Annotated in this window: 10 protein-coding genes; all 10 read left to right on the forward strand. The window is 35.7% G+C overall.

The features are described from left to right. Window positions 1-2 precede the first annotated feature (2 nt). The 10 genes from IRZ80_RS03945 (at window position 3) to IRZ80_RS03990 (ending at window position 25,201) form a co-directional block, all read left to right on the forward strand. On the forward strand, window positions 3-1,985 hold the full coding sequence (locus IRZ80_RS03945) for a RagB/SusD family nutrient uptake outer membrane protein (RefSeq protein ID WP_194640260.1): 1,983 nt from the start codon (window positions 3-5) through the stop codon (window positions 1,983-1,985). Between the two features lie 407 nt (window positions 1,986-2,392). After that, window positions 2,393-6,283 carry a glycosyl hydrolase gene (locus IRZ80_RS03950; RefSeq protein ID WP_194640261.1) on the forward strand — a complete coding sequence of 1,297 codons (3,891 nt, stop codon included), beginning with the start codon at window positions 2,393-2,395 and terminating at the stop codon, window positions 6,281-6,283. Between the two features lie 129 nt (window positions 6,284-6,412). After that, window positions 6,413-7,267, forward strand: coding sequence for a family 16 glycosylhydrolase (locus IRZ80_RS03955; protein WP_194640262.1), 855 nt, complete (start codon window positions 6,413-6,415; stop codon window positions 7,265-7,267). A 1-nt stretch (window position 7,268) separates the two neighbouring features. Next, window positions 7,269-8,393, forward strand: a complete 1,125-nt coding sequence (locus IRZ80_RS03960; RefSeq protein WP_194640263.1) for a glycoside hydrolase family 43 protein — start codon at window positions 7,269-7,271, stop codon at window positions 8,391-8,393. Between the two features lie 564 nt (window positions 8,394-8,957). Beyond that, window positions 8,958-11,393, forward strand: a complete 2,436-nt coding sequence (locus tag IRZ80_RS03965) for a sugar-binding domain-containing protein (RefSeq protein ID WP_194640264.1) — start codon at window positions 8,958-8,960, stop codon at window positions 11,391-11,393. A 25-nt stretch (window positions 11,394-11,418) separates the two neighbouring features. Continuing rightward, a complete protein-coding gene (locus tag IRZ80_RS03970; protein ID WP_194640265.1) occupies window positions 11,419-13,437 on the forward strand; it encodes a DUF2264 domain-containing protein in 2,019 nt (672 codons plus the stop codon). 339 nt (window positions 13,438-13,776) lie between these two features. Beyond that, the gene (locus IRZ80_RS03975) at window positions 13,777-14,973 is read left to right on the forward strand and encodes a DUF4861 domain-containing protein (RefSeq protein WP_194640266.1); all 1,197 of its coding nucleotides are present in this window, start codon (window positions 13,777-13,779) and stop codon (window positions 14,971-14,973) included. Between the two features lie 2,055 nt (window positions 14,974-17,028). Then, window positions 17,029-20,232: a SusC/RagA family TonB-linked outer membrane protein gene (locus tag IRZ80_RS03980; RefSeq protein WP_228520798.1), complete on the forward strand. Its 3,204-nt coding sequence runs from the start codon at window positions 17,029-17,031 to the stop codon at window positions 20,230-20,232. 10 nt (window positions 20,233-20,242) lie between these two features. Beyond that, window positions 20,243-22,132 (forward strand): RagB/SusD family nutrient uptake outer membrane protein, encoded by a 1,890-nt coding sequence (locus tag IRZ80_RS03985; protein ID WP_194640267.1) that lies wholly within the window; start codon window positions 20,243-20,245, stop codon window positions 22,130-22,132. Window positions 22,133-22,177: 45 nt separating this feature from the next. After that, entirely contained in the window at window positions 22,178-25,201 is a 3,024-nt protein-coding gene (locus IRZ80_RS03990) for a SusC/RagA family TonB-linked outer membrane protein (RefSeq protein ID WP_194640268.1), read from the forward strand. The last annotated feature ends 17 nt before the right edge of the window (window positions 25,202-25,218 follow it).

The raw sequence follows: 25,218 nt of genomic DNA on the forward strand, positions 1-25,218 counted from the left end.
CGATGAAAAGATATATAAAAAATAAAATCTCAACACTTGTGCCTTTAGTAGCAGCAACTGCTCTTTTGGTTTCTTGTTCTAAGGATTTTCTGGAGCCGGATCCACTTTCGCTTTACGAACCGGAAACTACATTCACTACAGAAGCTGGGTTAAAAGCAGTTTTAGCAAATGCTGATAAAGGGCTGCGTAATAATTACATCCATTTTAACAGTGCCGGTAATAGTGTGCCTATTGGTACAGAATATGTTTTCTCTGATATGGCAAAATATGGAAAAACGGATAATACCAGTACTATTTCTGATTTTGCCAATACCATGGTGCCCACCATGAGTTTTAAAAGGGATACCAATGATGATTTTTATTTTGGGTTTTACTGGGATGAAGGTTATACCGGCATTAAACATGCTAATACTATATTGCGATACATTGATTATGTACCAAATTTATCACAAGAAGATAAAAATAAATATATTGGTCAGGCTTATTTTCACAGAGCATACCGCTATCTTAATTTAGTGTATCAATTTGGAGATATTCCGTTGATTACAAAAATTCTGGAAGTTCCAAAACAGAGTTACTATTCTACTAAAAAGGAAGCTATTATTGAAATGATTACAGCAGATATGGAAAAAGCTGTAGAATGGGTACCGGATCAGTCAAAATTACCTTATCTAGGTTTAGTAAACAAAGGTGCATGCCGTCAGTTATTGATTAAGTGTTATTTAGCATCAGGCAGATTTGCAGAAGCTGAAGCACAGGCTAATATTCTTATCAACCAATCAGGTTATTCTTTGATGCAGAGTACTTTTGGAACTTTTGATCCAGGAGGAAATCCAACTACATGGACAATTAACAGAAATGTAATCTGGGATTTGCACCGACCTGAAAACAAGATTATTGGTGGTAATAAAGAAGCAATATTGGTAATGCCAAATGGCGGAGTACAGTCATTTTTAGGATTTGCTTCGATGAGAATTTTTGGACCTAACTGGAATTCCGGTACACTTACCACACCTGATGGTAAGCAGGCTGCAGGCCGTTTTGCCTCTAACAATGCAAATTATCAGGCTAAATATGATTATGCAAGAGCATTGGGACGCGGTATCGCTACTATTAGTGCGTCTTATTATTCACAGCATCCTATGTGGGTTGTAAATGGTGTAGAGGATAAGCAGGATCTTAGACACAACAGCACTGTTGGTAACTGGGTAAATATGACTGATCTTAAATATAGTGATAAAACTTCTGCTTACTATCAGCAGAATTTTAGAATGAAATTTAATAACGTTCTGTTATCGAAGGACACTTTGCGTGAATGGTTTGATTTTCCTTTGTATAAAATTTATCTGCATGATGTTGTAAATGAAACTAATCCAAATGCGACTGATTTTCAAGGTGCCAGTACCGGAAGTAAAGCACATTGGTATCTGTACCGTTTAGCCGAAACTTATCTGTTAAGAGCCGAAGCACGTTTCTATCAGGGTAATACTGCTGGAGCAGCTCAGGATGTAAATGTTATCAGAGCGAGAGCAGGAGCTTCTCAAATGTATACTAATGTAACTATTGGAGATATTTGTGCAGAAAGAGGAAGGGAACTTTATCTTGAAGAATGGAGAAATGTCGAGTTAAAACGTATCTCGCACTGTCTTGCACTCAGCGGAAAACCAGATGAATGGGGCCAGACTTACAGTAAAACCAATTGGGATAAGCAGTCTGGAGTAGATGCAGCAGGAGGAAGTTATTGGTATCAGCGTATTGTACATTATACTCTTTATAACAAATATCCAGCTGGTATTGTGGTTCCAAATGGTACTAAATTTTATACCATGGACAAACGCAATAACTACTGGCCTATTCCTAACAGCGCTATAACGGCTAATATTAAAGGTAAACTAAGTCAGAACTTCGGTTATGACGGTTACGATGCTAACGTTAAGGTTTGGGACAAATGGCAGGATGCTGTTGCAAATGAATCGCAGCTTTAATTTAATAAAGTATCGTCATCTGCAGTAATTTGAATTGTTTTCTTTTACTGCGGATGATGATACATCTTTATGGATTTAAAATATCCAGCTTTTCTACTACTTATTTTTAAATATTGACTGTTAAAGCATTATTCCCGGAAGTAAGGGATAATGCTGGCAGTCATTATATAATCTGCATGAATAAATATTGTGACCGTAAGATTCAAAAGAATAATTACGGATTCAGCAATATAAATAATGACAATAATTTCAATACAATTTTACCTGTTAATAAAAGCGAAAGAAATTTTATCTGTTTTGAATTTAAAATCAGAGGTTAGACAATTTCTTAAGCAAATAATTTTGTTGGTTACTAATGAAAGAATTAAACAAAAATTTTACAATAATTTTTAAAACGAATATTTCATATGAAAAAACTATACACATTTTTATTATTCTGGTTATCGGTTTTTGTATTCAATATACATGCACAAGCTCCTAATCTGCCTGTTAAAGCAGGTTTGGCAACAACTTTAAATGGTTCTAAGACTTTTACAAACGCTGTGAGTTCAGATATTATATCTTTTCCATTATCCAATCAAACCGAATTTACTTTAGAAGTAAAAGCCAAAGTTAACTCGGCAGCCGGAAGAGGATTGGATGTTGAGGTTAAAAATACCAGCGGACTCGGATTTAGAACCTCTTTAGATAAAACAACTTTTAATAATACAACAATTTTATCGTTAACTGATAATTTAAGTACTTCAGTAGATAATGCTCAGGAACAAACTTATCGGTATGCAATAAAAGACGGAGTTGCTAATATTTATCAGGATGGACATTATTTAACTTCTAAAGCGCTTAATTTTTTAAATGATAATTCGGGAGCCGCTGTAGCATACGGTGCTGATAATTTACTAGGAAGATGGGCTGGAGTTACAGGGAATAATTCTGGAAAACCTAATGATTATGGCTGGGCTAATACGGCTGCAGGTCTGCCTTGGAATACTGCTAATTCAACCAGTGGTGTTAGATATCTGGATGTAACTTCGGGACATACTTATGAATCCGATAATACAGTTTTCAGCGGAAGAATAATGTACATTCGCTGGGACAATGCCAGTTATTCAGCATCAGTATATAGTTATCCTGTTAAACTGGAACAAGGCCTGAGATATGAATTTTCATGGCTTTATGAATATATTTCCAATGCTGCTCCGGGAGCTAAATTGAATGTAGCAATATCGTCAGGGGCTGATGGATCGGGTGTTTTGACTTCGAAATCATTTACAACTGGTAATGCCAATAAATTAAGAAAAGGAGATTTATCTTTTGTTTCGAATGCTGACGGTCTTTATTATTTGACAATTACAGGTGATTACGCACTTATGGCGATTGCCGATTTAAAATTGAAATCTTCAAATTTAATTAATAACTGGGACGGTTATTTCAATGATAATGCAGGAACGCCGGCTGCTTATGGATGGACTAATGCTGCTTCTCCAACGATTTTTAATACAGCAAACAGTACGAGCGGAACACGATTTATGGATGTAACTTCGGGGCATACTTTTGAATCCGATAATTCCGTTTACAGCGGAAGATTACTGTATATCAGATGGGATAGCACAGCACTTGAAAATTCAGTTTATTCTTTCCCGGTGCAGTTGGAAGCTTCAAAAGACTATCAATTTTCATGGATTTATGAATATATTTCTAATTTAAGTCCCGGTTCTCAAATGACTGTATCCATTTCTACAGCCACAAATGGCGGAGGAACAGTTCTGGCATCAAAAAGTTTTGTAACCGGAGCCGTTAATAAATTAAGAAAAGGAGATTTGTCATTTCAATCTCAAACAGCTGCAGGAACATATTACATTAACGTAACTGGGGCCAAAGCACTTTTTGGAATAGGTGATTTAAAAGTTCAGAGCCAGCAGACAGCCAATATTGTTATTGGAAAAAATTATGTGGCAGGTGCTGTTGATATGGCAGTTACTTCTGTGACTTTTGAAAATACAGCTTATGCACCGGTAAAAGTTATTAGTCCTTCACTGCAGACTGCAAATATTTCAGCCAATACGAGTGCTGCAGCTTATACAAAATCAAATGTTGTGTTAAGCGGCACAGCTTCTTTATATCTTAAAAACGGATACAATCCTTTAATTAATTCGACAGTAAACTTAAGTTCGGCAGATAACCGTCTGTATTTTGAAAACATTAAACCAAGTGACGTAATCAGTTCGCAGTTACAATATGTTTCAATAAACGGTGTTGCGGCAGTCAATGGCACCAATGTAAATGTTACAAATTACGGGTCAGGTACGGCAGTCTCGCCTTATACTGCAAGTTATCAGCCATTGCAGGTTTTTACCGAAGAAAATTATGCAGGAACATCGCAGCAGTATGTTACGGTGACTCCATTTGATAATTTAGGATCATTTGATAATGCCATCAAATCATTTAAATTAAAAAAAGGGTATATGGCCACTTTTGCCACAAGTGCAGACGGATCAGGATACAGCAGGGTTTATATAGCTGAAAATGAAGATCTGGAAGTTCCTGTTTTACCTGTTAATTTAAAAGGAACAATTTCATTTATCAGAACTATGAAATGGCACCAGGTCACCAAAAAAGGACTAGCCGGGGGAAGTACAGAAGCTATAAATGCAGAAAATATTACATGGTATTACAATTGGAATACAGGAATGGATACCACGCCAAATGTAGAATATGTCCCGATTAGACAAACTCAGTATTGGCCTGGATTTGCGCCTGCATATACTAAAGATGGTTATACACATTTCCTTGGTTTTAATGAACCAGACCGTCCTGATCAGTCGAATATGACAGTGGAGGCAGCGATTAGTTCTTGGCCAGGCCTTTTAAAATCTGGTTTGAGAGTGGGTTCTCCAGCAACATCAGATCCTTTTAATCCGTGGATGGCTAATTTTATGACTCAGGCAGAGGCCAATAATTACAGGGTTGATTATGTTGCACTTCACTGTTACTGGTATAAAACTGCGGCACAATGGAAAAGTGATTTACAGTACATATATGATAAGTACCACCGACCAATCTGGATTACAGAATGGAATATTGGAGCTAACTGGACTGCTAATAATTTTCCGGATGATGTGAATACGCTTACTGATGCCAATGCGGCTAAACACAAAAATGATTTAGCAGCTATATTAACTGTTTTAGAAAGTGCTGATTATGTAGAACGCTATTCTATTTACAATTGGGTACAGGATGCCAGAGCAATGTATGTTACTATAAATGATGCTTTTAAAACCAGAAACCCAAACTGGCAGAGTTATGTATGGCTTCAGACAGCACCAGTAATTTCCAGTACAGCAGCTGATTATACGGTTTTAACTCCGGCAGGACAGTATTATGCTAAAAATGCATCAGCGAAAGCTTATAATTCAGCTAAGGAATACATTCCTGTGTGGAAAACAAAAGTAGAAACGCTGAGTTATACCCTTTCATCTGATTATAAGAATATTACAGTAAAATGGACAGGGACTAATAAGGATTTAGTTAATAAATATGTTCTTGAAAGAAAACTAAGCGGCGAAAGTGCATTTTCAGTTTTCTATGAATCAACAAACTATAGTGTTCTTGAAAAAATAGATCTGGTTCGTACACATGCCGAATACAGAATTAAAGTTATAGGTAAAGATAATGTTGAATCTGCATACTCAGCCATATTGGTTTATGATCAGCCGGTTATTCCTGCAATTCCTGCTGGCTTTCAGGGTGAGGCCATCTCGACATCAGCAATTAATTTAAAATGGTCGCCAGTATCAGGAGCTGAATCTTATAAAATTAAAAGAGCAGCAACAATAAATGGTACTTATGAAATGTTAGCTGCTTATGTAAAAGATACCATTTTTGGCGATACAAATCTAGCAGCAAATACAGATTACTTCTATAAAATTGCATCAGAAAATGCTGGAGGAGAAAGTCAGTATTCTGCAGTTTTGCAGGTTAAAACATTGTCACAGTCACAAAGAGGAACAGCTGTTAAAACTGTAGTTTCTTTGGATGTGAATACATTGCCGGAAGAATCTGCTGATAAAATCTGCGTGTTTCCAAACTCTACGACAGGTCTATTTGATGTTATTTTACCAGTGAATGAGGATGTTGTCTCAATTGCAATTTTTACTTTGGATGGTAAATTAATTTCAGCATCGAATCATTTAAATACAAACGGTAAAGTGCAGCTGAATATTGAAAATCAGCCTCCGGGAATTTATCTGGTAAAGATTCAATCACATCCAGATAAAACACTCCGAATTATTAAAAAATAACGAATTGCTGATGTAAAAAAGTATTGGGTTTTTAATTTAGTAATAATGAGGGATCTTTTGGGATCCCTCATTTTAATAGAGCAGTTTTTGATTGCTCATAATTAATTTTTGATTTGAAATATGTTTAAAATGAGATTTGCTGGTAAGCTTTTGGTATTGGGAATTGTCCTGATTTTGATTTATGGTTTTGTAACAGATAAGGAAAAACTGCCAAAGTATAAAGGGTATCATTTGATTTGGAATGATGAATTTACTATTGACGGAACTCCGGATAAAAAGAATTGGAACTATGAAGAGGGTTTTGTCAGAAACAATGAGAATCAATGGTATCAAAAAGAGAATGCCTATTGCCAAACCGGATTTCTTATAATCGAAGCCAAAAAGGAAAGCAGAAAAAATCCTGATTTCGTTTCGTATAATCACAAAGACTGGCGCAAAAAAAGAGATTCTATAAAAATCACTTCCTCCTGTTTAATTACGCAGGGAAAACATTCCTGGAAATATGGAAGGTTTGAAATGCGGGCCAAAATTCCGGTATCAAAAGGAATGTGGCCTGCCTTTTGGACTCTTGGCATTGAAGGAAACTGGCCTGCTAACGGAGAGATTGACATTATGGAATATTACACGGGCAAAATACTAGCCAATGCGGCATGGAAATCAGATAAGCAGAATACGGCATGGGACAGTAAAACGGTTCCGCTGAGTGATTTTAAAGACAGTTCCTGGGCTGATAAATTTCATATATGGAGAATGGACTGGGATGCACAATCGATTAAGTTATATGTTGATAATCAGCTTTTAAATGAGATCGATGTGAAGGGAACTGTCCAAAACGCTGCCCAAAAGATACTTCCGTTTCAGCAGCCTCATTATTTATTAGTAAATCTGGCAGTAGGCGGAGATAATGGCGGCCAGTATACGGCAGAAAATTTTCCGTCAAAATACATAATAGATTATATAAGGGTTTATCAAAAAAATAAGTAAAATGAAATTAAAATATTCGATAGTTCTGTGTTTCCTATGCTCTTTTGTTTTTTCGCAAAACAATTATTTCTTTTCTGGAAAAAAATGGAAGGATACAGATGGCGTACATATTAATGCTCATGGCGGCGGTATTATTTTTGCCGGCGGAACGTATTATTGGTATGGAGAATTTAAGACCGAAGGCAAAGGAGGAAACACCGCTTTAAAGGGTGTCAGCTGCTATACGTCTAAAGATTTATATAACTGGAAAAACGAAGGTATTGTTCTAAAGGCTGAACAGAATCCTAATTCGGAAATAACAAAAGGCTGTATAATTGAACGTCCGAAAGTGGTTTTTAATAAAAAGACAGGAAAGTATGTGATGTGGTTTCATTTGGAATTGAAAGGGCAGGGGTACGATGCAGCAAGAGCAGCGACAGCTATTAGTGATTCGCCTAAAGGACCGTTTAAATTTAAGAAATCATACCGTCCGAATAAAGGAGTATGGCCAGTCGATTTTAAAGATGAATTTAAATCGGCCACGGCCAATGAAAGCAGTTTAAAATCCTGGAGCCCAGAATGGCTGACAGCAATTCAGAACGGTCTGCTGGTACGAAGGGATTTTGACAAAGGACAGATGTCAAGAGACATGACTGTATATGTCGATGACAATGAAAAGGCTTATCTGATTCACTCATCTGAGGATAATCTGACGCTTCATATTTCGGAACTTACAGATGACTATTTGGATTTTACCAAAAAATGGACACGAATGGCTCCAGCTGGTCATAATGAAGCACCCGCAGTTTTCAAAAAAGGCGGAATGTATTATATGATAACCTCTGGATGCACAGGCTGGGATCCTAATGAAGCACGTTCGTTTAGCTCTAAATCTATTTTGGGACCGTGGAAAGCTTTGGGTAATCCGTGCACGGGTCCGCATGCAGAATTAACATTCCATTCGCAAAGCACTTATGTTTTTCCAGTTCAGGGCAAAAAAGACCAGTTTATTTTTATGGCAGACAGATGGAAACCTGACAATCCCATCGACGGAAGTTATATTTGGCTGCCAATAAAAACAGCAGATGAGAAACCAATTTTAGTATGGTCTGATAAATGGAATCTATCAGATTTTAAAGAAAATTAATAAAATTAAATATTACTATACTTAACTAATACCAAACAGATCTAATTAGCTCCAGATTAAAAGATTTAGACAGATTTTAAAAAAAAATAGTACTGAAATCTGCGAGAATCTGTTTAATCAGCAGCGATAAAAATACATAGTATTATTTGCGTACAGTCATAAAATTAAAAATAGAATTTAATGTCAGTGAATTAATAAATTTATAGGCAGACGAAACCGAAATTAAAACATTTGATGTCAAATGGCTTATGTCAGTTCACAGCCATCGAAAAGTTGGTGATAAAACGGTTAGAATTCCGAAATTATTTGAGGTCGATTTATCAGGTGATAAATTATTGATATTAAAAGCTTATGCGCCATAGAGTAATATTTTTAATAGGTTTAAACAATAGAAATTAATATTCTTAGGAGGGCAGAATTTTAAATTAAAGAAGTTTTCAGACCAAGAAATTAAACGTAATTTTTATATATTTGAAAAGTGTTGTTTTTACACTTATATATTGTAATTTATATATAGTTAATGTGTAAAACATTTTTTAAATAATCAAAAGTAATCAGGCAGTAATGACTAAAAAGAAAAGATTTATACAGATAATAATTTTAATTAATTTATTGCTGATCGGCAGTATAATAATGGGCTATGCACAAAATACTGCTGGAGAAAGAAAACAGCTTTTTAATTCGGATTGGAAATTCTCATTGACTGATTCGCCGGAGTATAGCAATGCAGGATTTAATGACAGCGGCTGGCGTAAATTAAATCTCCCTCACGACTGGAGTATTGAAGGAAAATCAGAAAAAAATAATCCAAGTGAAGGTGACGGCGGTTTTTATCCAATGGGGAAAGCTTGGTACAGAAAAACATTTACAGTTCCTAACGAATGGTTCGGGAATAAGGTTTCCATTTATTTTGAAGGAGTTTACATGAATTCTGAAGTATTTATTAATGGAAAATCAGTTGGAATACAGCCTTATGGTTATACTTCTTTTGAATATGATCTTTCACCTTATTTAAAATTCGGAGAGCTGAATACAATTGCCGTTAAGGTTGATAATTCGCAGCAGAAAAACTGCAGATGGTACAGCGGTTCTGGTATTTACCGCAATGTCTGGTTAACGGTTAAAAATCTGGTTCATGTTAAAACTTGGGGTGTTGCAGTTACTATTTTGGAAATTAAAAATAATAAAGCAAAGGTTCAGGTAAAAACGATTGTAAAAAATGAAACGGCTGTTGAGCAGAATGTTTTGCTTTCCACGGCGATTATTGATGCTAAAGGTAAAAATGCAGGTAAGGCAGCAGCTGTTAAAATAGTATTACAGCCAGATGAAGAAAAAGAAACAGTGCAGATAATTACGGTTGAAAATCCAAAGTTATGGTCGGTGGAAGCACCCAATAGATATCAGGCAAAATCAACACTGAATGTTTATTCAAAGAATGTGGATGCAGCAATAACGGATTTCGGAATAAGAACTATTGATTTTAGTGCTCAAAACGGATTTTTATTAAATGGAAAAAAAATAAAATTAAACGGAGGCTGTGTGCATCATGATAACGGAGCATTAGGAGCAGCTGCTTATGTCCGTGCCGAAGAAAGAAAAATCGAACTGCTGAAAGCTGCGGGATTTAATGCGGTAAGAACGTCGCACAATCCGCCTTCAGAAGCTTTTTTAGACGCTTGCGACCGATTAGGGATGCTGGTAATTGATGAAGCTTTTGACGGATGGAGAGAAAAGAAAAATACGTATGATTATGCCAGTATTTTTGATAAATGGTGGAAACATGACGTAGAATCCATGGTGTTGAGAGACCGCAATCATCCTTCAATAATCATGTGGAGCATTGGTAACGAAATTATAGAAAGAACCAAACCTGAAGCAGTTGAAACGGCAAAAATGCTGGCAGATGCCATCCATAAAATCGATTCATCCCGTCCGGTAACATCAGCAATGACTACCTGGAACCAAGGCTGGGATATTTTTGATCCATTGATGGCAGCTCACGATGTTGCAGGATACAATTATCAGCTTCATGAAGCAGAATCGGATCATAAAAGAGTGCCTTCCCGAATTATTGTACAGACCGAATCGTATCCAAAAGATGCGTTTACTAACTGGGATTTAGTTCAAAAAAATAATTATATTCTGGGCGATTTTGTCTGGACGGCAATGGATTATCTGGGTGAATCGGGTATTGGGCGCTTTGTGTATCCAGGTGAAACGGAGGGAGAGCATTGGACAGCAAATCTGTACCCATGGCATGGCGCTTATTGCGGGGATGTAGATTTAACTGGATGGCGAAAACCAATTTCTCATTACAGAAGTATGCTGTATAATAACAACGAAAAATTATACATGGCTGTCAAAGAGCCAAATCCTGAAAACGGAACAATAAAACTGACATCCTGGTCTGTCTGGCCAACATGGGAAAGCTGGACTTGGCCGGGTTACGACGGTAAAAATATTGAAGTAGAAGTATATTCGAAATACCCAAAAGTAAGACTGTTCCTGAACGGGAAAAATATTGGAGAGAAAGAAACGGGAAAAGCGCAGGAGTTTAAAGCGACGTTTGTAATTCCTTACACTAGTGGTGAATTGAAAGCAGTTGGTTTGGAAAATGGTAAAGAAACGGAATCGGTTTTATTAAAAACTGCCGGTCAGCCTGCTAAAATTAAATTAACTGCTGACCGCAAAATAATAAAAGCTGATGGTCAGGATCTGGTGTATGTAAGTATCGAAATTACTGATGATAAAGGTGTTTTAAATCCAAATGCTGCCAATCAGCTTACATTGAATATTTCGGGTGCTGGAACAATTGCTGGAGCAGATAATGCTGATTTAAAAGATACCGATTTGTATACTGCCAATACTCGTAAAGCATGGCATGGACGTGCTTTGGTAATTATTAAAAGTAACGGCGAATCTGGAGTAATTAATCTTGAAGTTTCTTCTCCTGATTTAAATAAAAAAGTGATTAATATACAAGCAGCCAAAAAAAAATAAATTGTAAACATCAATTATTTCAAAAATGAATAAATTTAAAAAAATGCTGTTTTTAGCCAGTATTTTCAGTGTGTCTGTTTTTTCACAGCAAAAAGAAAATAACTCGGGTGTTTTTCAGGTAAAAAATCCTGATTACAGTCTTAGTCCTTATACAGGAATGACAAAAAAGCATTGGAAAGATGCTGCACTTTATTTATTGGAAGGAGCTTTCAGCTACGTTCATACTCTTGATGATCCGATGAAGTTTCCAAAACAGCCGGGAAAAAGTTATCCTCAGGATGAAGGCAGAGTGCCTACAGAGAAATTAGAAGGTTTGAGCAGGACTTTATTTATAGCCTCTCCGCTTCTAAAGGAAAATCCTGATTTAGTGATTAATAATATCAAAGTGGCTGAATATTACAGACATCAGTTTAGTAAATTAATTGATCCTAACAGCCCCTCTTATATTGTTCCCCGTGCTAAAAACGGAGGGGCGAGCCAGAATTTGGTTGAATATGGAGCAATAACAATATCACTGATGACCAATCCTGAGGTGCTTTGGAAACCGCTGCCTCAAGATCAGAAAGATGCATTGGCAAAATCAATGCTGAGTTATGGTGACGGTCCTACAGTGCCATCCAACTGGAAGTTTTTCAACATTTTTGTATTGAGTTTTTTCAAAGATCAGGGATATGCCGTAAATGAGAAACTGCTGGAGGAATATCTGCAGAAATCGTTAAACGATTATAGAGGAGAAGGCTGGTACAATGATAACCCGGCTTATGATTATTATAGCATGTGGGGCTATCAATTGTATGGAGCTTTATGGTCCGAGTATTTTGGAAATAAATATTATCCGGAATATGCCGCAAAATTCCGAAGCAATTTTAAAGATATGAATTCCAATTACCCGTTAATGTTCAGCCGTAACGGGGAGATGATTATGTTCGGGCGCAGTATCAGTTATAGAATTGCCACAATTGCCGCTTTGCCTTTTATGGGATTAGAAAAGGATCCTGCGGTAAATAATGGCTGGCTCCGAAGAATTTCATCCGGAGTTTTAAAACAATTTCTGGAGCATCCCGAATTCATGAAAGATAATGTACCGACACTTGGTTTTTACGGAGCATTTGAACCGGCCGTGCAGGTGTATAGCTGCAGAGGAAGCGTGTACTGGATGGGAAAAGCTTTTCTGGGGCTTTTACTGCCGGATGACAATCCTTTTTGGACTGCAAAAGAAAATGAAGGAGACTGGGAAACTAAATTCAAAAAAGATCAGGTTTATAATAATTTTCAAAAAGGTTCAGGAATCTTAATTACAGATTATCCTGATATTGGAGCTTCAGAAGTGAGAGCCTGGTGCCATGAAAAGAAAAAAGACGACTGGCAGGGTTTCCGATCAACTGAAAATTACAATCGTCTGTCGTATAATAGCGCTTTTCTATGGCAGGCAGATGGTGTAAACGGAGAAGTTGCCATGAACTATGTTTTTAAAAATGCAAAACAGGAGTGGGAACCTTTACGTTTATATACTTTCAAAAGATTTGAAGACGGCATTTATTACCGAGATGCAGTTTTGGAAACCAATGATAAAATTAAAATGAGTCTGGCTGATATTCCTTTGCCAAACGGAATTTTAAGAATCGACAAAAATAACAGTACCGAGGCAGTTTCCATGCGATTAGGACATTATGCGCTGCCAAAATTCGATAAAGAAATTACAACAGTAACTAAAAAAGTGAATGGAAAAGTTGTGACTATTATTGATAATGGAAAGTACCAATTAGCCATGATACCGCTTTCAGGCTGGAGCACAGCAGAAACAGTTACAGCCAAAGGCCTGCATCCTGAAAGTGAGATCAGCAAGGTAATTGATGTGGCCGCTAATTTTAATCCAGAGAATAAGGAATCCATTTATGCCACAGTAATGCTTTGGAAAAAATCTGGAGAAAAATGGAATAAAAATGAGCTGGCTCCTGTTAAAAGCCTTGAGCAGAAAGAGGGCAGGGTTATAATTGAATTTAGCAATGGCTTAAAGAAATCTGTGGATTTTGATAAAAAATAGTTATTATGATCTGTTGGGGACAATTAGATTTAGTAACTAAAAAAAAAGAATTTTTATAGTTAAAGTTATCGGATTTGTAATTTAGCTAACGAATTATTCACAAAGTTTGTCATCTCGACGCAGGAGAGATCACATAACGTAAATAACTAATGTGATTTCTCGTACCTCTAAATGACAAAAAAGTAACTATTAGCTCTTTTTTTATAATTGCACCCAACGGGTTACTTTATCCTATTTGTTTTAAAAGTTTGTGTAATTAAAACAGATTATAATTCGTGAAAATTCGTGTAATTAGTGTTTGATTTTTTAAAGTAAATGTCTTGAACAATAATAATTAGTATGAAATTAAATTTAAAAAACAGTATCTTTTTTATTGGAATCCTTGGTTTGTTTTCGGGTTTTGGAAGCACTGCTGAATTCAGCAGAAAGATTATCATCGAAAATACACTTCCTTTTGACCGCACGGCAGAAATTATTTCGATAGACCTGCATAAAAACAAAGTTTTTGCTTTGGTTAAGAATTATGAGGACTTACTGGTAAAAGATGAAAAAGGAAATCTGCTTGTAACACAATTAATTGACTTAAATCTTGACGGCAGGCCTGATGAACTGCTGTTTCAGGCTACAGTTGCAGCTTTGTCCAAAACAGTTTATACCGTTTTTACCGATGCTGATGCAGCTAAAAACAGACCGGCTCCAGCACTTACCACTTATGCACGTTTTGTACCAGAGCGGATAGATGATTTTGCCTGGGAAAATGACAAAGTCGCTTTTAGAACTTACGGTCCCGAAGCACAGCGTCTGGTTGATGAGAAAAAAGCCGGCGGAACACTTTCAAGCGGTATAGATATCTGGCTTAAAAAAGTAAATTATCCAATTATCGATTCCTGGTATGCCAAAAATAGTACTGCTTCGGGTTATTATCACATCGATCACGGTGAAGGATATGATCCATACCATGTAGGTTACAGCAGAGGAAACGGCGGAACAGGAATCTGGGAAAAAGACAGTTTGTACACTTCCAAAAATTTCCAGAAGTATAAAGTAATTGCCAAAGGCCCGCTGCGTGCAGTTTTTGAATTGGAATACCCTGAATGGAGCAGGTATGGAGTTAAAGAGACAAAAAGAATATCGCTTGATCTTGGTTCTAATTTTTCAAAATTTGAAAACAGCATCAGCTCTGCTGTAAAAATTCCAAATTATACATTAGGAATTACACTGCATCAGGAGAAAGGAACAGTACAGATTGATGCTAAAAAAGGAATTTTTCGTCATTGGGAGCCAATTGATGATTCATTTATAGGAGAAGGAATTCTGATCGATCCAAAAGTGGTAACAAAAGCTTTTGATTACCGTACCAAAGCTGTTGATCAGAGCCAGATTTTAATCGTTACAAATCCTGTAAATAATGTATCAGTTTATTATGCAGGTTTTGCATGGCTTAAAAGCGGTCAGGTGAAATCGGCAGAAGAGTGGGACGCCTTGTTAGAAAAACAGTCGAAAATAATCCAAAATCCATTAAAAGTAAAACTGTAGTTTATCAATACTTTTTTAGCGGTACCAAATAAACAGTAAACAAATAAATGGTACTCGCTGCAAACGTAAACGAGTGAAATGGACATATAAAAGAGTTTCAGGAAGTAGAAAAACTAAACTCTGATGAAAAACATTTTGTAAAATCTTTTCTGGATGCTTTCATTACTGAAAGAAAATTCAGCAATTAGCTCAATAAAGAAAAACTATAAAGCATAAAAAAAACCTAGCAATTTTGCTCGGTTTTTTTTATGCTTTATAGAACAGTTTTATTTGTTCTTCTTTGCGGGAACGGATTGCAAATCCGCTCTATCGTTGTCGACATGTCAAGGTCGTTCGGTGTATCGGACAAAATTTATCAAGGTCTTGGAAGCACAATCAGATAATACATTAAAACCCTAAATATAAACTATATGTCGTATATCGTTTTTTTATTTTTTAAATACTATAATCAAGGTACTACAAAACAAATTCCTTATCAAAAAGCAGTTTTTAATTTTGTAACACTAGTATTTATTAATTTAATTTCAGTTGCTTCTTTTTTTATTTCTTTTAAAGAGATTCATTTTTCATAGAGGATTCAATCGTATGCTTTTTTTGGTGTAATATTGGCGATTATATATTTCGTCATTAGTAAATTTATTCCTGAACAAACTATAAGAGATTATGATGCCACAAACAAGTGGATATGCTAACGTGTCTCTATATCGAAAAAGTAAATAACGAGTTAAAGTATTTTTTGCAAATACTTTAACTCGTTTATTTGTTTTATGATGCTGTTAAAGTAAACTGTATCGAAGCTGTTTTTATTTATTCAGCTAAATTGTTTTTTAAGCTTACAGTTACTATTGTGTATCCCAAGCCGCACTAGCGCAATAAATAGAACTTGTTACCGGAGCTTGCTAGTTCGGTATCTAAGTTCGTCAAATTCCTAAATAAGATCCTGACTAATAACTGTTATTGATAAATGGATGCAAATTAACTTTTGATGATATTCACTTTTTATAAAATTTCTTCCATCTAGTTTATAATTGCTATTCATAGTGAGATTTAGAATATAATTTAGATTTTTTTTAAGTTTTTGCACAAGCATTGGAACGGATTCATCTTTACCTAAAATTTATTTAAAGCATAGTGTTTTCAAAAACGAAGAAGGTATATTTTAATTCATCTGTCAATTTGAAATGATATTGTCTTTATAAATTAGACAGCTTCTTTAAGAAATAACCGCAATCTGTCTTTCTCTCCTCTTATTTATAAAACATAAGCTTAGTCTTGTAAAACTCATTAATGCGGGACAGTTTTCTGCAGTTTGTTACATTTTATTTTCATATGTAACGTAGTGTAAAGTATCTGTAACAAACGAATAGTCTGCCTCTGTTTTTAATAAATACTTTTGAATTATCTAATTTTTTATTGATTATTAAAAAAAACAGGTTTTATTTCTCATATCAATAATTATGTTCTTAAAACCTGAAATTGTTCGTATCACATGATTTGGTGTTTCTGTTTCTTTTCAAAATTTATTAAAGCGATATTTTTTTAAATGAGAAACAGCATTGGTCTCCAAGACAGAAATAGGTAACATTTTAAACATTTGATTTTTGATAAAAACATTAGTAAACAAATTGCATTTAATGAAAAAAAACAACCAAACAATTAACCAAGAATTTATTAACCATTATGACCAAAATTTTATTTTTTCGAAAAACTTTTTTAAGGTCTGGTTTTTTTTGCCAGCCTTTAATCCTCAAACCTTATGAGGAATGTAAAAACAGTAAAACACAAAAACGATTCAAAAATTTTTTAAGCAGCAGCTTGAGTCTGGATGCAGAGAGCTTTGTCAAGACCATTTATAATCCACAAATCCAAATGATCTCGCTTAAGCATTGATAATTTGAATATGGGATTATAAATAACAGCCTGAATTAAAGTAAGAATATTATCAATTTCCGGCTGGAAAAAATATAAAATTAATTTAATCAAGTCTGTATCTGTTTATCAGCAGTATTGATAACAGTATAAAGTATGGATCAAGTTCAAAAATATTTAAATAACATGAAAATAAAATTATCTAAAATTCTAAACGGAGCTATGTATCTGCCTTTAGGAGTTTTGTTTCAGTTTTTGTTTATCACCCAATTATCAGCTGCAGAGAAGGACTTCTCTGGTTCAAGATATGTTGTAAACAGTAACATTAAGCAGCAAATTACAGTTACAGGAAAGGTAACATCGTCAGAAGACGGCAAAGGTGTTCCAGGGACTACAGTTTCAGTAAAAGGCGAAAAAAATTTGAGTGTTTCCACAGATTTCGATGGAAGATATACCATTAATGTGCCGTCTGATGCTGTTTTGGTATTCAGTTTTGTAGGATTTAAAACGGTTGAAAGACCAGTTGAGAATAATAAAGAAATCAATGTGGTACTGACACCTGAGAAAACTTCCTTAGATGAGGTTATTGTAGTAGGGTATGGAAAACAGAAAAAAGCAAGTTTAGTAGCAGCAATTACCCAGGTTTCCGGAAAAGTTCTGGAACGTGCCGGAGGTGTTCAAAGTATTGGTGCTGCATTGACAGGTAATGTGCCGGGTTTGATAACATCAGCCAGTTCAGGTATGCCAGGAGAGGAAGATCCTCAGCTTTTTATACGTGGTGCAAGTACCTGGAATAATGCACAGCCTCTTATTCTTGTTGACGGTGTAGAACGTCCAATTAATAGTGTTGAGATTACTTCGGTAGAATCTGTTTCGGTATTAAAAGATGCGTCAGCGACTGCGGTTTATGGGGTTAGAGGTGCAAATGGAGTAATACTTATTACTACCAAGAGAGGCCAGTCTGGTAAAGCATTAATAAGAACTACTTTTAATACGACCGTGAAAACTCTTTCTAAATTACCTGCTAAGCTAGATTCTTATGACGGGTTAATGGTTAAAAATAGTGTCATCGAAAACGAGCTGGCATTGAGTCCATCAAGCTGGGCTGATTACGTTCCTCAGGCTATTATTAATAAGTATAGATATCCAGCAAATGTAGCAGAATCTGAGCGCTATCCTAATGTAGACTGGCAGGATGCTTTATTTAAGGACTATGCGATGTCTTATAATGCAAGTTTAAATGTAAGCGGCGGTACTAAATCTGTTAAATATTTCGCATCAGCAGATTTTTTAAGAGAAGGCGATATGTTTAAAAAATATAATAATAATAGGGGGTATGATCCCGGATATGGTTATAACCGTCTGAATGTTAGAAGTAATTTAGATTTTCAAATTACTTCTAGTACAGTGTTTAAAGTTGGTCTTGCTGGTTCCCGCGGTATCAAGAAAAGTCCTTGGGGTGCATCAGGAGGCGAATATACCATGTGGGATGCTGCATATTCAACAGCTCCAGATGTTTTCCTGCCATATTATGAAGATGGTTCTTGGGGTTATTATGCACCAAATCAAGGAAAAGCATCAAATTCTGTAGCGAATCTAGCGAGAAGCGGTGTTCAATATGTGACTACAACAAGATTAAACACAGATTTTACACTCGAACAAAGTTTTGACAAATGGGTAAAAGGGCTGAGTTTTAAAGGAATGGTTGCCCTAGATAATTCATTTGTAGAAGGAGACAGAGGAATAAGTGATTTGTATAATGATGCGCAGGAAAAGTATATAGATCCAGTTACCGGCGTGGTACTTTTCAAAAAAGCTTATGATTCTAATAACAGGTTTGATTTTCAAGAAGGTGTCAAATGGAGCACCACTGGAGGTTCAGTGAGAGATTGGAATACTTATCGTAAACTTTTTTATCAATTACAGTTAAATTATCAGGCAAAGATTGCTGATAATCATCATATAACCGCTTTGGGACTTTTTAGCAGGGATCAGTATGCGTCGGGAAGCGAGATTCCTCATTATAGAGAGGACTGGGTATTCCGTACTACCTATAATTATGCCGATAAATATTTTATTGAATATAATGGAGCTTACAATGGATCTGAAAAGTTCAACGAGAATAATCGTTTTGCATTTTTCTCTTCTGGCGGTCTAAGCTGGATTATTTCGAAAGAAAATTTTATGAAGAGTACTGATTCGTTTCTTGATCTATTAAAGATTAGAGCCACTTATGGAGAGATCGGTGATGATAATATTAATGGCAGATGGCTTTATCAATCCCAATGGGCATATGGCGGTAATTCTGTTTTAGGAACAACCGGTGAGTCAGCAGAGGGAAGCCCTTATACTTGGTATAAGCAGGCAACTGTTGGTAATGAAGATGTACACTGGGAAAAAGCAAAGAAAAGTGATATAGGTGCTGATTTTTCTTTCTTTAAAGGATTTGTTACTGGTACGTTTGATTATTATAAAGAAGACCGAACGGATATTTTATTAGCCGGAGGAAGCAGGGCAATCCCTTCTTATTATGGAGCTGTCGCACCGGTTGCAAATTTAGGTCGAGTTCAAAATAAAGGTTATGAATTAGAATTAAAGTTCAATCGTACTTTTGGGAATGGTTTGAATTTATGGTGGACCACTAATTTCACTCACACAAAAAATAAAATTATAAGTGCAGATAATCCTCAATTACTGCCAGATTACCAAAAAAGCGAAGGATATTCTATTGGTCAGGCTCATTCGTATGTAAGCCAAGGTTACTACAATACTTGGGATGAGTTATATGCAAGTACCATTCACAGTACAAATGATGCGGCAAAACTTCCAGGGAATTTTAATATCCTGGATTATAATGGAGACGGTGTTATTGATTCTAAAGATAATATTCCTTTCGGCTATACAGGAACACCGCAAAATACCTATAACAATACAGTTGGTGTTAACTGGAAAGGTTTCAGCGCCTTTGTACAGTTTTATGGTGTAAATAATGTTACCAGACAAGTTGTTCTTACCAGTTTATCCGGCCAAAATCATGTTGTGTACGATCAAGGATCCTACTGGTCAAAAGATAACACAGATGCAGTTCAGCCTGTTCCGCGCTGGCTGGCTACCGCTAGTGAGTATAACAACGGGAGCAGGTATATGTATGACGGATCTTACCTTCGTTTGAAAAATGCTGAAATCGCTTACACTTTCGACGGAAAAACAAATTGGATTAAATCGTCTGGGCTTCAAAGTATACGATTTTATTTAAATGGAAATAATTTGTTTTTATGGTCTAATATGCCCGATGACAGAGAAGCAAATTATGCAGGAACCGGCTGGGCATCACAAGGTGCTTATCCAACTGTAAAAAGGTTCAATTTAGGAGCTAACATTATATTCTAAAATTACAATTATGAAGAATTATATTAAAATAATATCAAAGTACAGCTTAATTATAAGTTTGCTTTTACTTTCAGGATCCTGTAATGAGTATCTTGAAAAATCTCCTGATTCAGATATATCTCCTGAAGAGGCTTTCAAAAATTTTGAAAATTTTCAAGGATTCACTGAAGAATTGTATCAAAGCATTCCTGATTTTACCAATGGATATTGGACAAATTCATGGAATTGGGGAGAAGATGAAATTCAGTCTACAGCCCGTGATTTCCACTTTATATGTAAAATCGATAAAGGAGATTTTTGGGGCTGGCAAAGAGAATATGACGGATGGCAGGCTGGCTGGATGAACAGAAATAATGTCAGCACAGATAATGACCGTATGCATAAGGATTTGTGGACATTAGGCTGGGCAGGTATCCGTAAAGCCAATATTGGTCTTGCCAATATTGATAAAATGACTGAATATACCCAAGAAGAAAAGGATTTAATCAAAGGACAGTTACTGTTTTTTAGAGGATGGTTCCATTTCGAGTTTATGCAGTATTTTGGAGGCCTTCCTTATATTGATGAAGTACTTCCTAGTGATCAGCCGCTTAAACTGCCAAGACTTAGCTACCAAGCGTGTGCCGACAAAGCTGCAGCCGATTTCAGAGCTGCTGCTGACTTGCTTCCTGTTAATTGGGATAATACAGTTATTGGAAAAAGAACATTAGGAAAAAATGAGCTTCGTATTAATAAAATAATGGCTCTTGGCTATTTAGGTAAAAATTATTTATGGGCAGGAAGTCCATTGATGAATAAAGTATCTACAGGGAATGCTTCTTATAATGCAGAATACTGTAAAAAGGCGGCTGCAGCTTTTGCAGAATTATTAAATATTACTGAAAGCGGTACTTCACAATATAAATTAATGCCGTTTGCAAAATACAGCGATAATTTTTATACAACCGGAAGTAACTGGAAAATGCCAGGCGGTACTGAAGCTATTTTTAGAGGTCCGTACTGGGGAGCAAACGGATCTAACTGGGGTACTTCTAAGCAGTATCAGCCAGCACCTCAAATATGTGACGGGGATGTAAAATTCCTTCCTACAGCTAATTATGTTGATAATTATGGAATGGCGAATGGAAAACCTATTAAAGATATAACTAAAGCGGATCCAGATTCAGGATATGATCCAAGATATCCTTGGAAAGGCCGTGATCCACGTTTTTACAATGACATTGTATATGATGGTGTAAAATGCGTTACAGGCTCTATTCCAGCTGCTGAAGAAAGCAACCGTTATGCAAACCTTTATACAAACGGCAGCTACAGAAATATAAGCACAGGAAGCAGAACAGGTTACCTGCTGTATAAGTTTATTCCCAGAAGTGCAAATAAGTTTGATGATGGATTTGGATACGGTAATAACTTAAATATCCACCTCCCTTGGATGCGTCTGTCAGATATCTACATTATGTATGCTGAAGCTGCAGCGCAGGGTTATGGCTCAGTTACAGGAAAAGATCCAAAATATACAGGAACTGCTGTAGATGCTATAAATGTAATTCGTGACAGAGCGGGTGTTGGACACGTTGCAGCAGATTACCTAGGTTCATTAGACTTATTTATGAACGAGGTTAGACGTGAACGCGCTGTGGAGCTGAGTTTTGAAGGACACCGCTTTAATGATCTGCGCCGCTGGTTATTATTGATTCAGAGTCCTTATACAATTAAAAAATCTATTGAATTTGACCGTGCTGCTCCATTTGATGCAGCAAAGCCAAGCGAAAACAGAGTTATTAATATTCGTGAGGAAGTGATTTTGGTGAGAAACTTTAGTGAAAAGCATTACTGGCTTCCGTTAAAGAATGCAGATGTAAATATGTATTTAGAATTTTCACAAAATCCTGGATGGTAATTAAAATGATTATTTTAAAAAATTTAAAAATAAAATTATAGAATAATGAGATATATACAACTTAAAATAGTGTTATGTTTTGTGCTATTTGCTTTCTTACCTGCCAAGATTTTCGCTCAAATTGACCAAAAAATAAATTTAGCTGGAATTGTTATCGGAGCAGGAGGAAAACCACTTGTGAATGCAGCTGTTGTCAGTAAAAAAGATAATGTTACAGCAGCTACCGATAAGAACGGGAGCTACTCAATAACCGTAACAGCTGATACAGATATAGAGTTTAGCGCTGCTGGCTATACTGCACTTATACTAAAAGCAACAACTGCTATAAGTGACATAAATTTAAACAAAGAAAATTCAAATTTAGTTCAGGTTGCTTTTAAGAAAGAAGAAAGCAAGGATTTAATGGGAGGTGTTTCTTTTGTAAATCTGCCTGAAATTTTAGAAAAAAACTATACAACTTATAGTTTAGATGGAGTCCAGGCTATAATTGGAGGACTTAATGGTAATCTCTGGGGAATGAACGGTATTTTAGTGCTATTAGATGGAGTTCCCCGCGATATAAATACAGTATTGTCTACAGAAGTTGAGCAAATCACTTTTCTAAAAGGGGTTTCAGCGGCCGCACTTTATGGAAGCCGCGCTGCAAAAGGGGCGATTTATATTACAACGAAAAAAGGGAAAGTACAAAAACAGCAGATTACAACCAGATTTGATAACGGAGTATTTGTACCAAAGAGCCTTCCAAAATATTTAGGTTCTGCCGAATATATGCATTATTATAACCAAGCCCGTGTTAATGATGGTTTGGATCCAACATATACTGATGAAACCATTTATAATTATGCATCTGGTAAAAATCCATATAGATATGCTGATGTTAATTATTATTCACCAAAATACGTTAAGGAGTTTTATTTTAATTATGATGCAAATATTGAGATAACAGGAGGAAATAAATCAGCACGATACTATACTGTTGCTAATTTTTCATCTCAGCAGGATCCTTTACAAAGTTTTGGAGAAGCTGCAAATAATAACAATAATAGATTCAATGTAAGAGGAAATGTAGATATTCAAATTAATAACCGCATTTCAGCAACAATCGGGGCAAATGCGATATACAGCAATTCCAGAGGAGTAAATACAAACTACTGGAGCAGTGCTGCTACTCTGAGACCTTATTTATTTAGTCCATTAGTACCAATCAGCATGATTGAATCAAGTGATGATGCATCAATGACTCTTGTGAAAAACAGTAACTATATAGTTGATGGACAGTATTTATTAGGCGGTACGCAGCTTAATCCTACTAACCCTTTTGCAGCTATTTATGCTGGAGGCCACACTACCTTTACAAGCCGTCAGTTTCAGTTCAATACAGGGGTTAATGTTGAGTTAGGTGATGTCATCAATGGGCTGACATTTCATACTGATTTTGCAGTAGATTATTCTAATTCGTACAGCCAGTCCTATAATAACACATATGCGACTTATGAAGCATCTTGGAATAACTATGCAGGTATAGATCAGATTACATCTTTAACGAAGTATGGAAAAGATTCAAAAACCGGTATTGAAAATATCAGCGGGAGTAATCTTGGTCAAACGGTTGCTTTTTCTGGGCAGTTTAATTATGTGAAAAAAATAAATGAGCAGCACAATTTATCAGCAATGCTTATTGGTTCAGGATATCAACAAGCACAGTCTGCTGTTTATCATAAAACAAGCAATGCTAATCTAGGTCTAAACTTATCATACAATTTCGACCAGAAATATTATGCAGAATTTAATGGTGCATATGTTCATTCAGCCAAATTTGCTGAAGGTAATCGTGAAGGATTTTCTCCTACCATGTCTTTGGGATGGAAATTATCTGAAGAAGATTTTATGAAGGACGTGACTGCTGTTAATAATTTAAAATTGAATGTTTCAGGAGGTATTTTAAATACAGATTTAGATGTTTCAAATTATTACTTATATGAAAGTATATATAGCCAGACAGACGGACAGTGGTTCAGCTGGAGAGATGGAGCTCTTAACAGAAGTACTGATGTTAGAAGAGGTGAAAATTTAGATTTAGGTTTTGCAAAGAGAAATGAGCTGAGTGCTGGATTAGAAGGAGCTTTCTTTAAGAACTTTATAACCTTAAATACTAACTTTTTTATTAATGAAATTAATGGAAATGTTATTCAGGCTTCAAGTTTATATCCAAATTATTTTGTTACGAACTTTCCTAACACTTCATTCCTGCCTTATATTAATTATAATGATGATAAGCGTATTGGGTTTGATTTTGATGTAAGATTCAATAAAAAAGTGGGGAATGTTGATTTAGCACTTGGATTAACAGGTACTTATGTAGATACAGAAGCTACTAAGAGAGCAGAATTGTACGATGACAGTTATCAAAACAGACAGGGCAGACCTTTAGATGCACTTTGGGGACTTAAAAGCGATGGTTTTTTTACGGATGCACTTGATATTACTAATTCACCATCTCAGACTTTTGGACAAGTTAAACCAGGTGATATTAAATACATAGATCAGAATGGCGATGGTATTATTGACAATAAAGACGAAGTCTATTTAGGTAAAGCAGGCTGGTATGGAGCTCCATTTACATTTGGTATTAATTTTACGTCTAAATGGAATAATTTCACATTTTTCACAATTTTCACAGGACAAACAGGTGCTTATGCAATGAAAAACAACACCTATTTTCAAATGGATGGTGAAGACAAATATTCTATTAACGTAAGAGACAGCTGGACAGAAGAAACTAAAGAAACAGCAGTCTATCCAAGGTTATCTTCATTGAGCAGTGATAATAATTTCCGCTCTTCAGATTTCTGGATGTATAGTACTAACAGAGTAAATCTTTCTAAAGTACAGCTTACCTATGATTTTCCCAAAAAGATGTTGCAAAAAACGTTTTTTAATGAGCTTAGTGTTTATGCACTTGGATCTAATCTGTTAACTATATCTCAAAACAGAGATATTATGGAATTAAGCATCGGAGGAGCACCACAAACCAGATATTATAATCTGGGTGTTAAAGCATTATTTTAAATTTAAAACACACACTT

The organism is Flavobacterium sp. HJJ, from assembly GCF_015351475.1.
GTDB classification, from domain to species: domain Bacteria; phylum Bacteroidota; class Bacteroidia; order Flavobacteriales; family Flavobacteriaceae; genus Flavobacterium; species Flavobacterium marginilacus.

What these genes read in the sequence shown, in the direction of transcription:
- IRZ80_RS03945 (WP_194640260.1), top strand. Translation starts at nt 3, where the DNA reads ATGAAAAGATATATAAAAAATAAAATCTCAACACTTGTGCCTTTAGTA.
- IRZ80_RS03950 (WP_194640261.1), top strand. Translation starts at nt 2,393, where the DNA reads ATGAAAAAACTATACACATTTTTATTATTCTGGTTATCGGTTTTTGTA.
- IRZ80_RS03955 (WP_194640262.1), top strand. Translation starts at nt 6,413, where the DNA reads ATGAGATTTGCTGGTAAGCTTTTGGTATTGGGAATTGTCCTGATTTTG.
- IRZ80_RS03960 (WP_194640263.1), top strand. Translation starts at nt 7,269, where the DNA reads ATGAAATTAAAATATTCGATAGTTCTGTGTTTCCTATGCTCTTTTGTT.
- IRZ80_RS03965 (WP_194640264.1), top strand. Translation starts at nt 8,958, where the DNA reads ATGACTAAAAAGAAAAGATTTATACAGATAATAATTTTAATTAATTTA.
- IRZ80_RS03970 (WP_194640265.1), top strand. Translation starts at nt 11,419, where the DNA reads ATGAATAAATTTAAAAAAATGCTGTTTTTAGCCAGTATTTTCAGTGTG.
- IRZ80_RS03975 (WP_194640266.1), top strand. Translation starts at nt 13,777, where the DNA reads ATGAAATTAAATTTAAAAAACAGTATCTTTTTTATTGGAATCCTTGGT.
- IRZ80_RS03980 (WP_228520798.1), top strand. Translation starts at nt 17,029, where the DNA reads ATGAAAATAAAATTATCTAAAATTCTAAACGGAGCTATGTATCTGCCT.
- IRZ80_RS03985 (WP_194640267.1), top strand. Translation starts at nt 20,243, where the DNA reads ATGAAGAATTATATTAAAATAATATCAAAGTACAGCTTAATTATAAGT.
- IRZ80_RS03990 (WP_194640268.1), top strand. Translation starts at nt 22,178, where the DNA reads ATGAGATATATACAACTTAAAATAGTGTTATGTTTTGTGCTATTTGCT.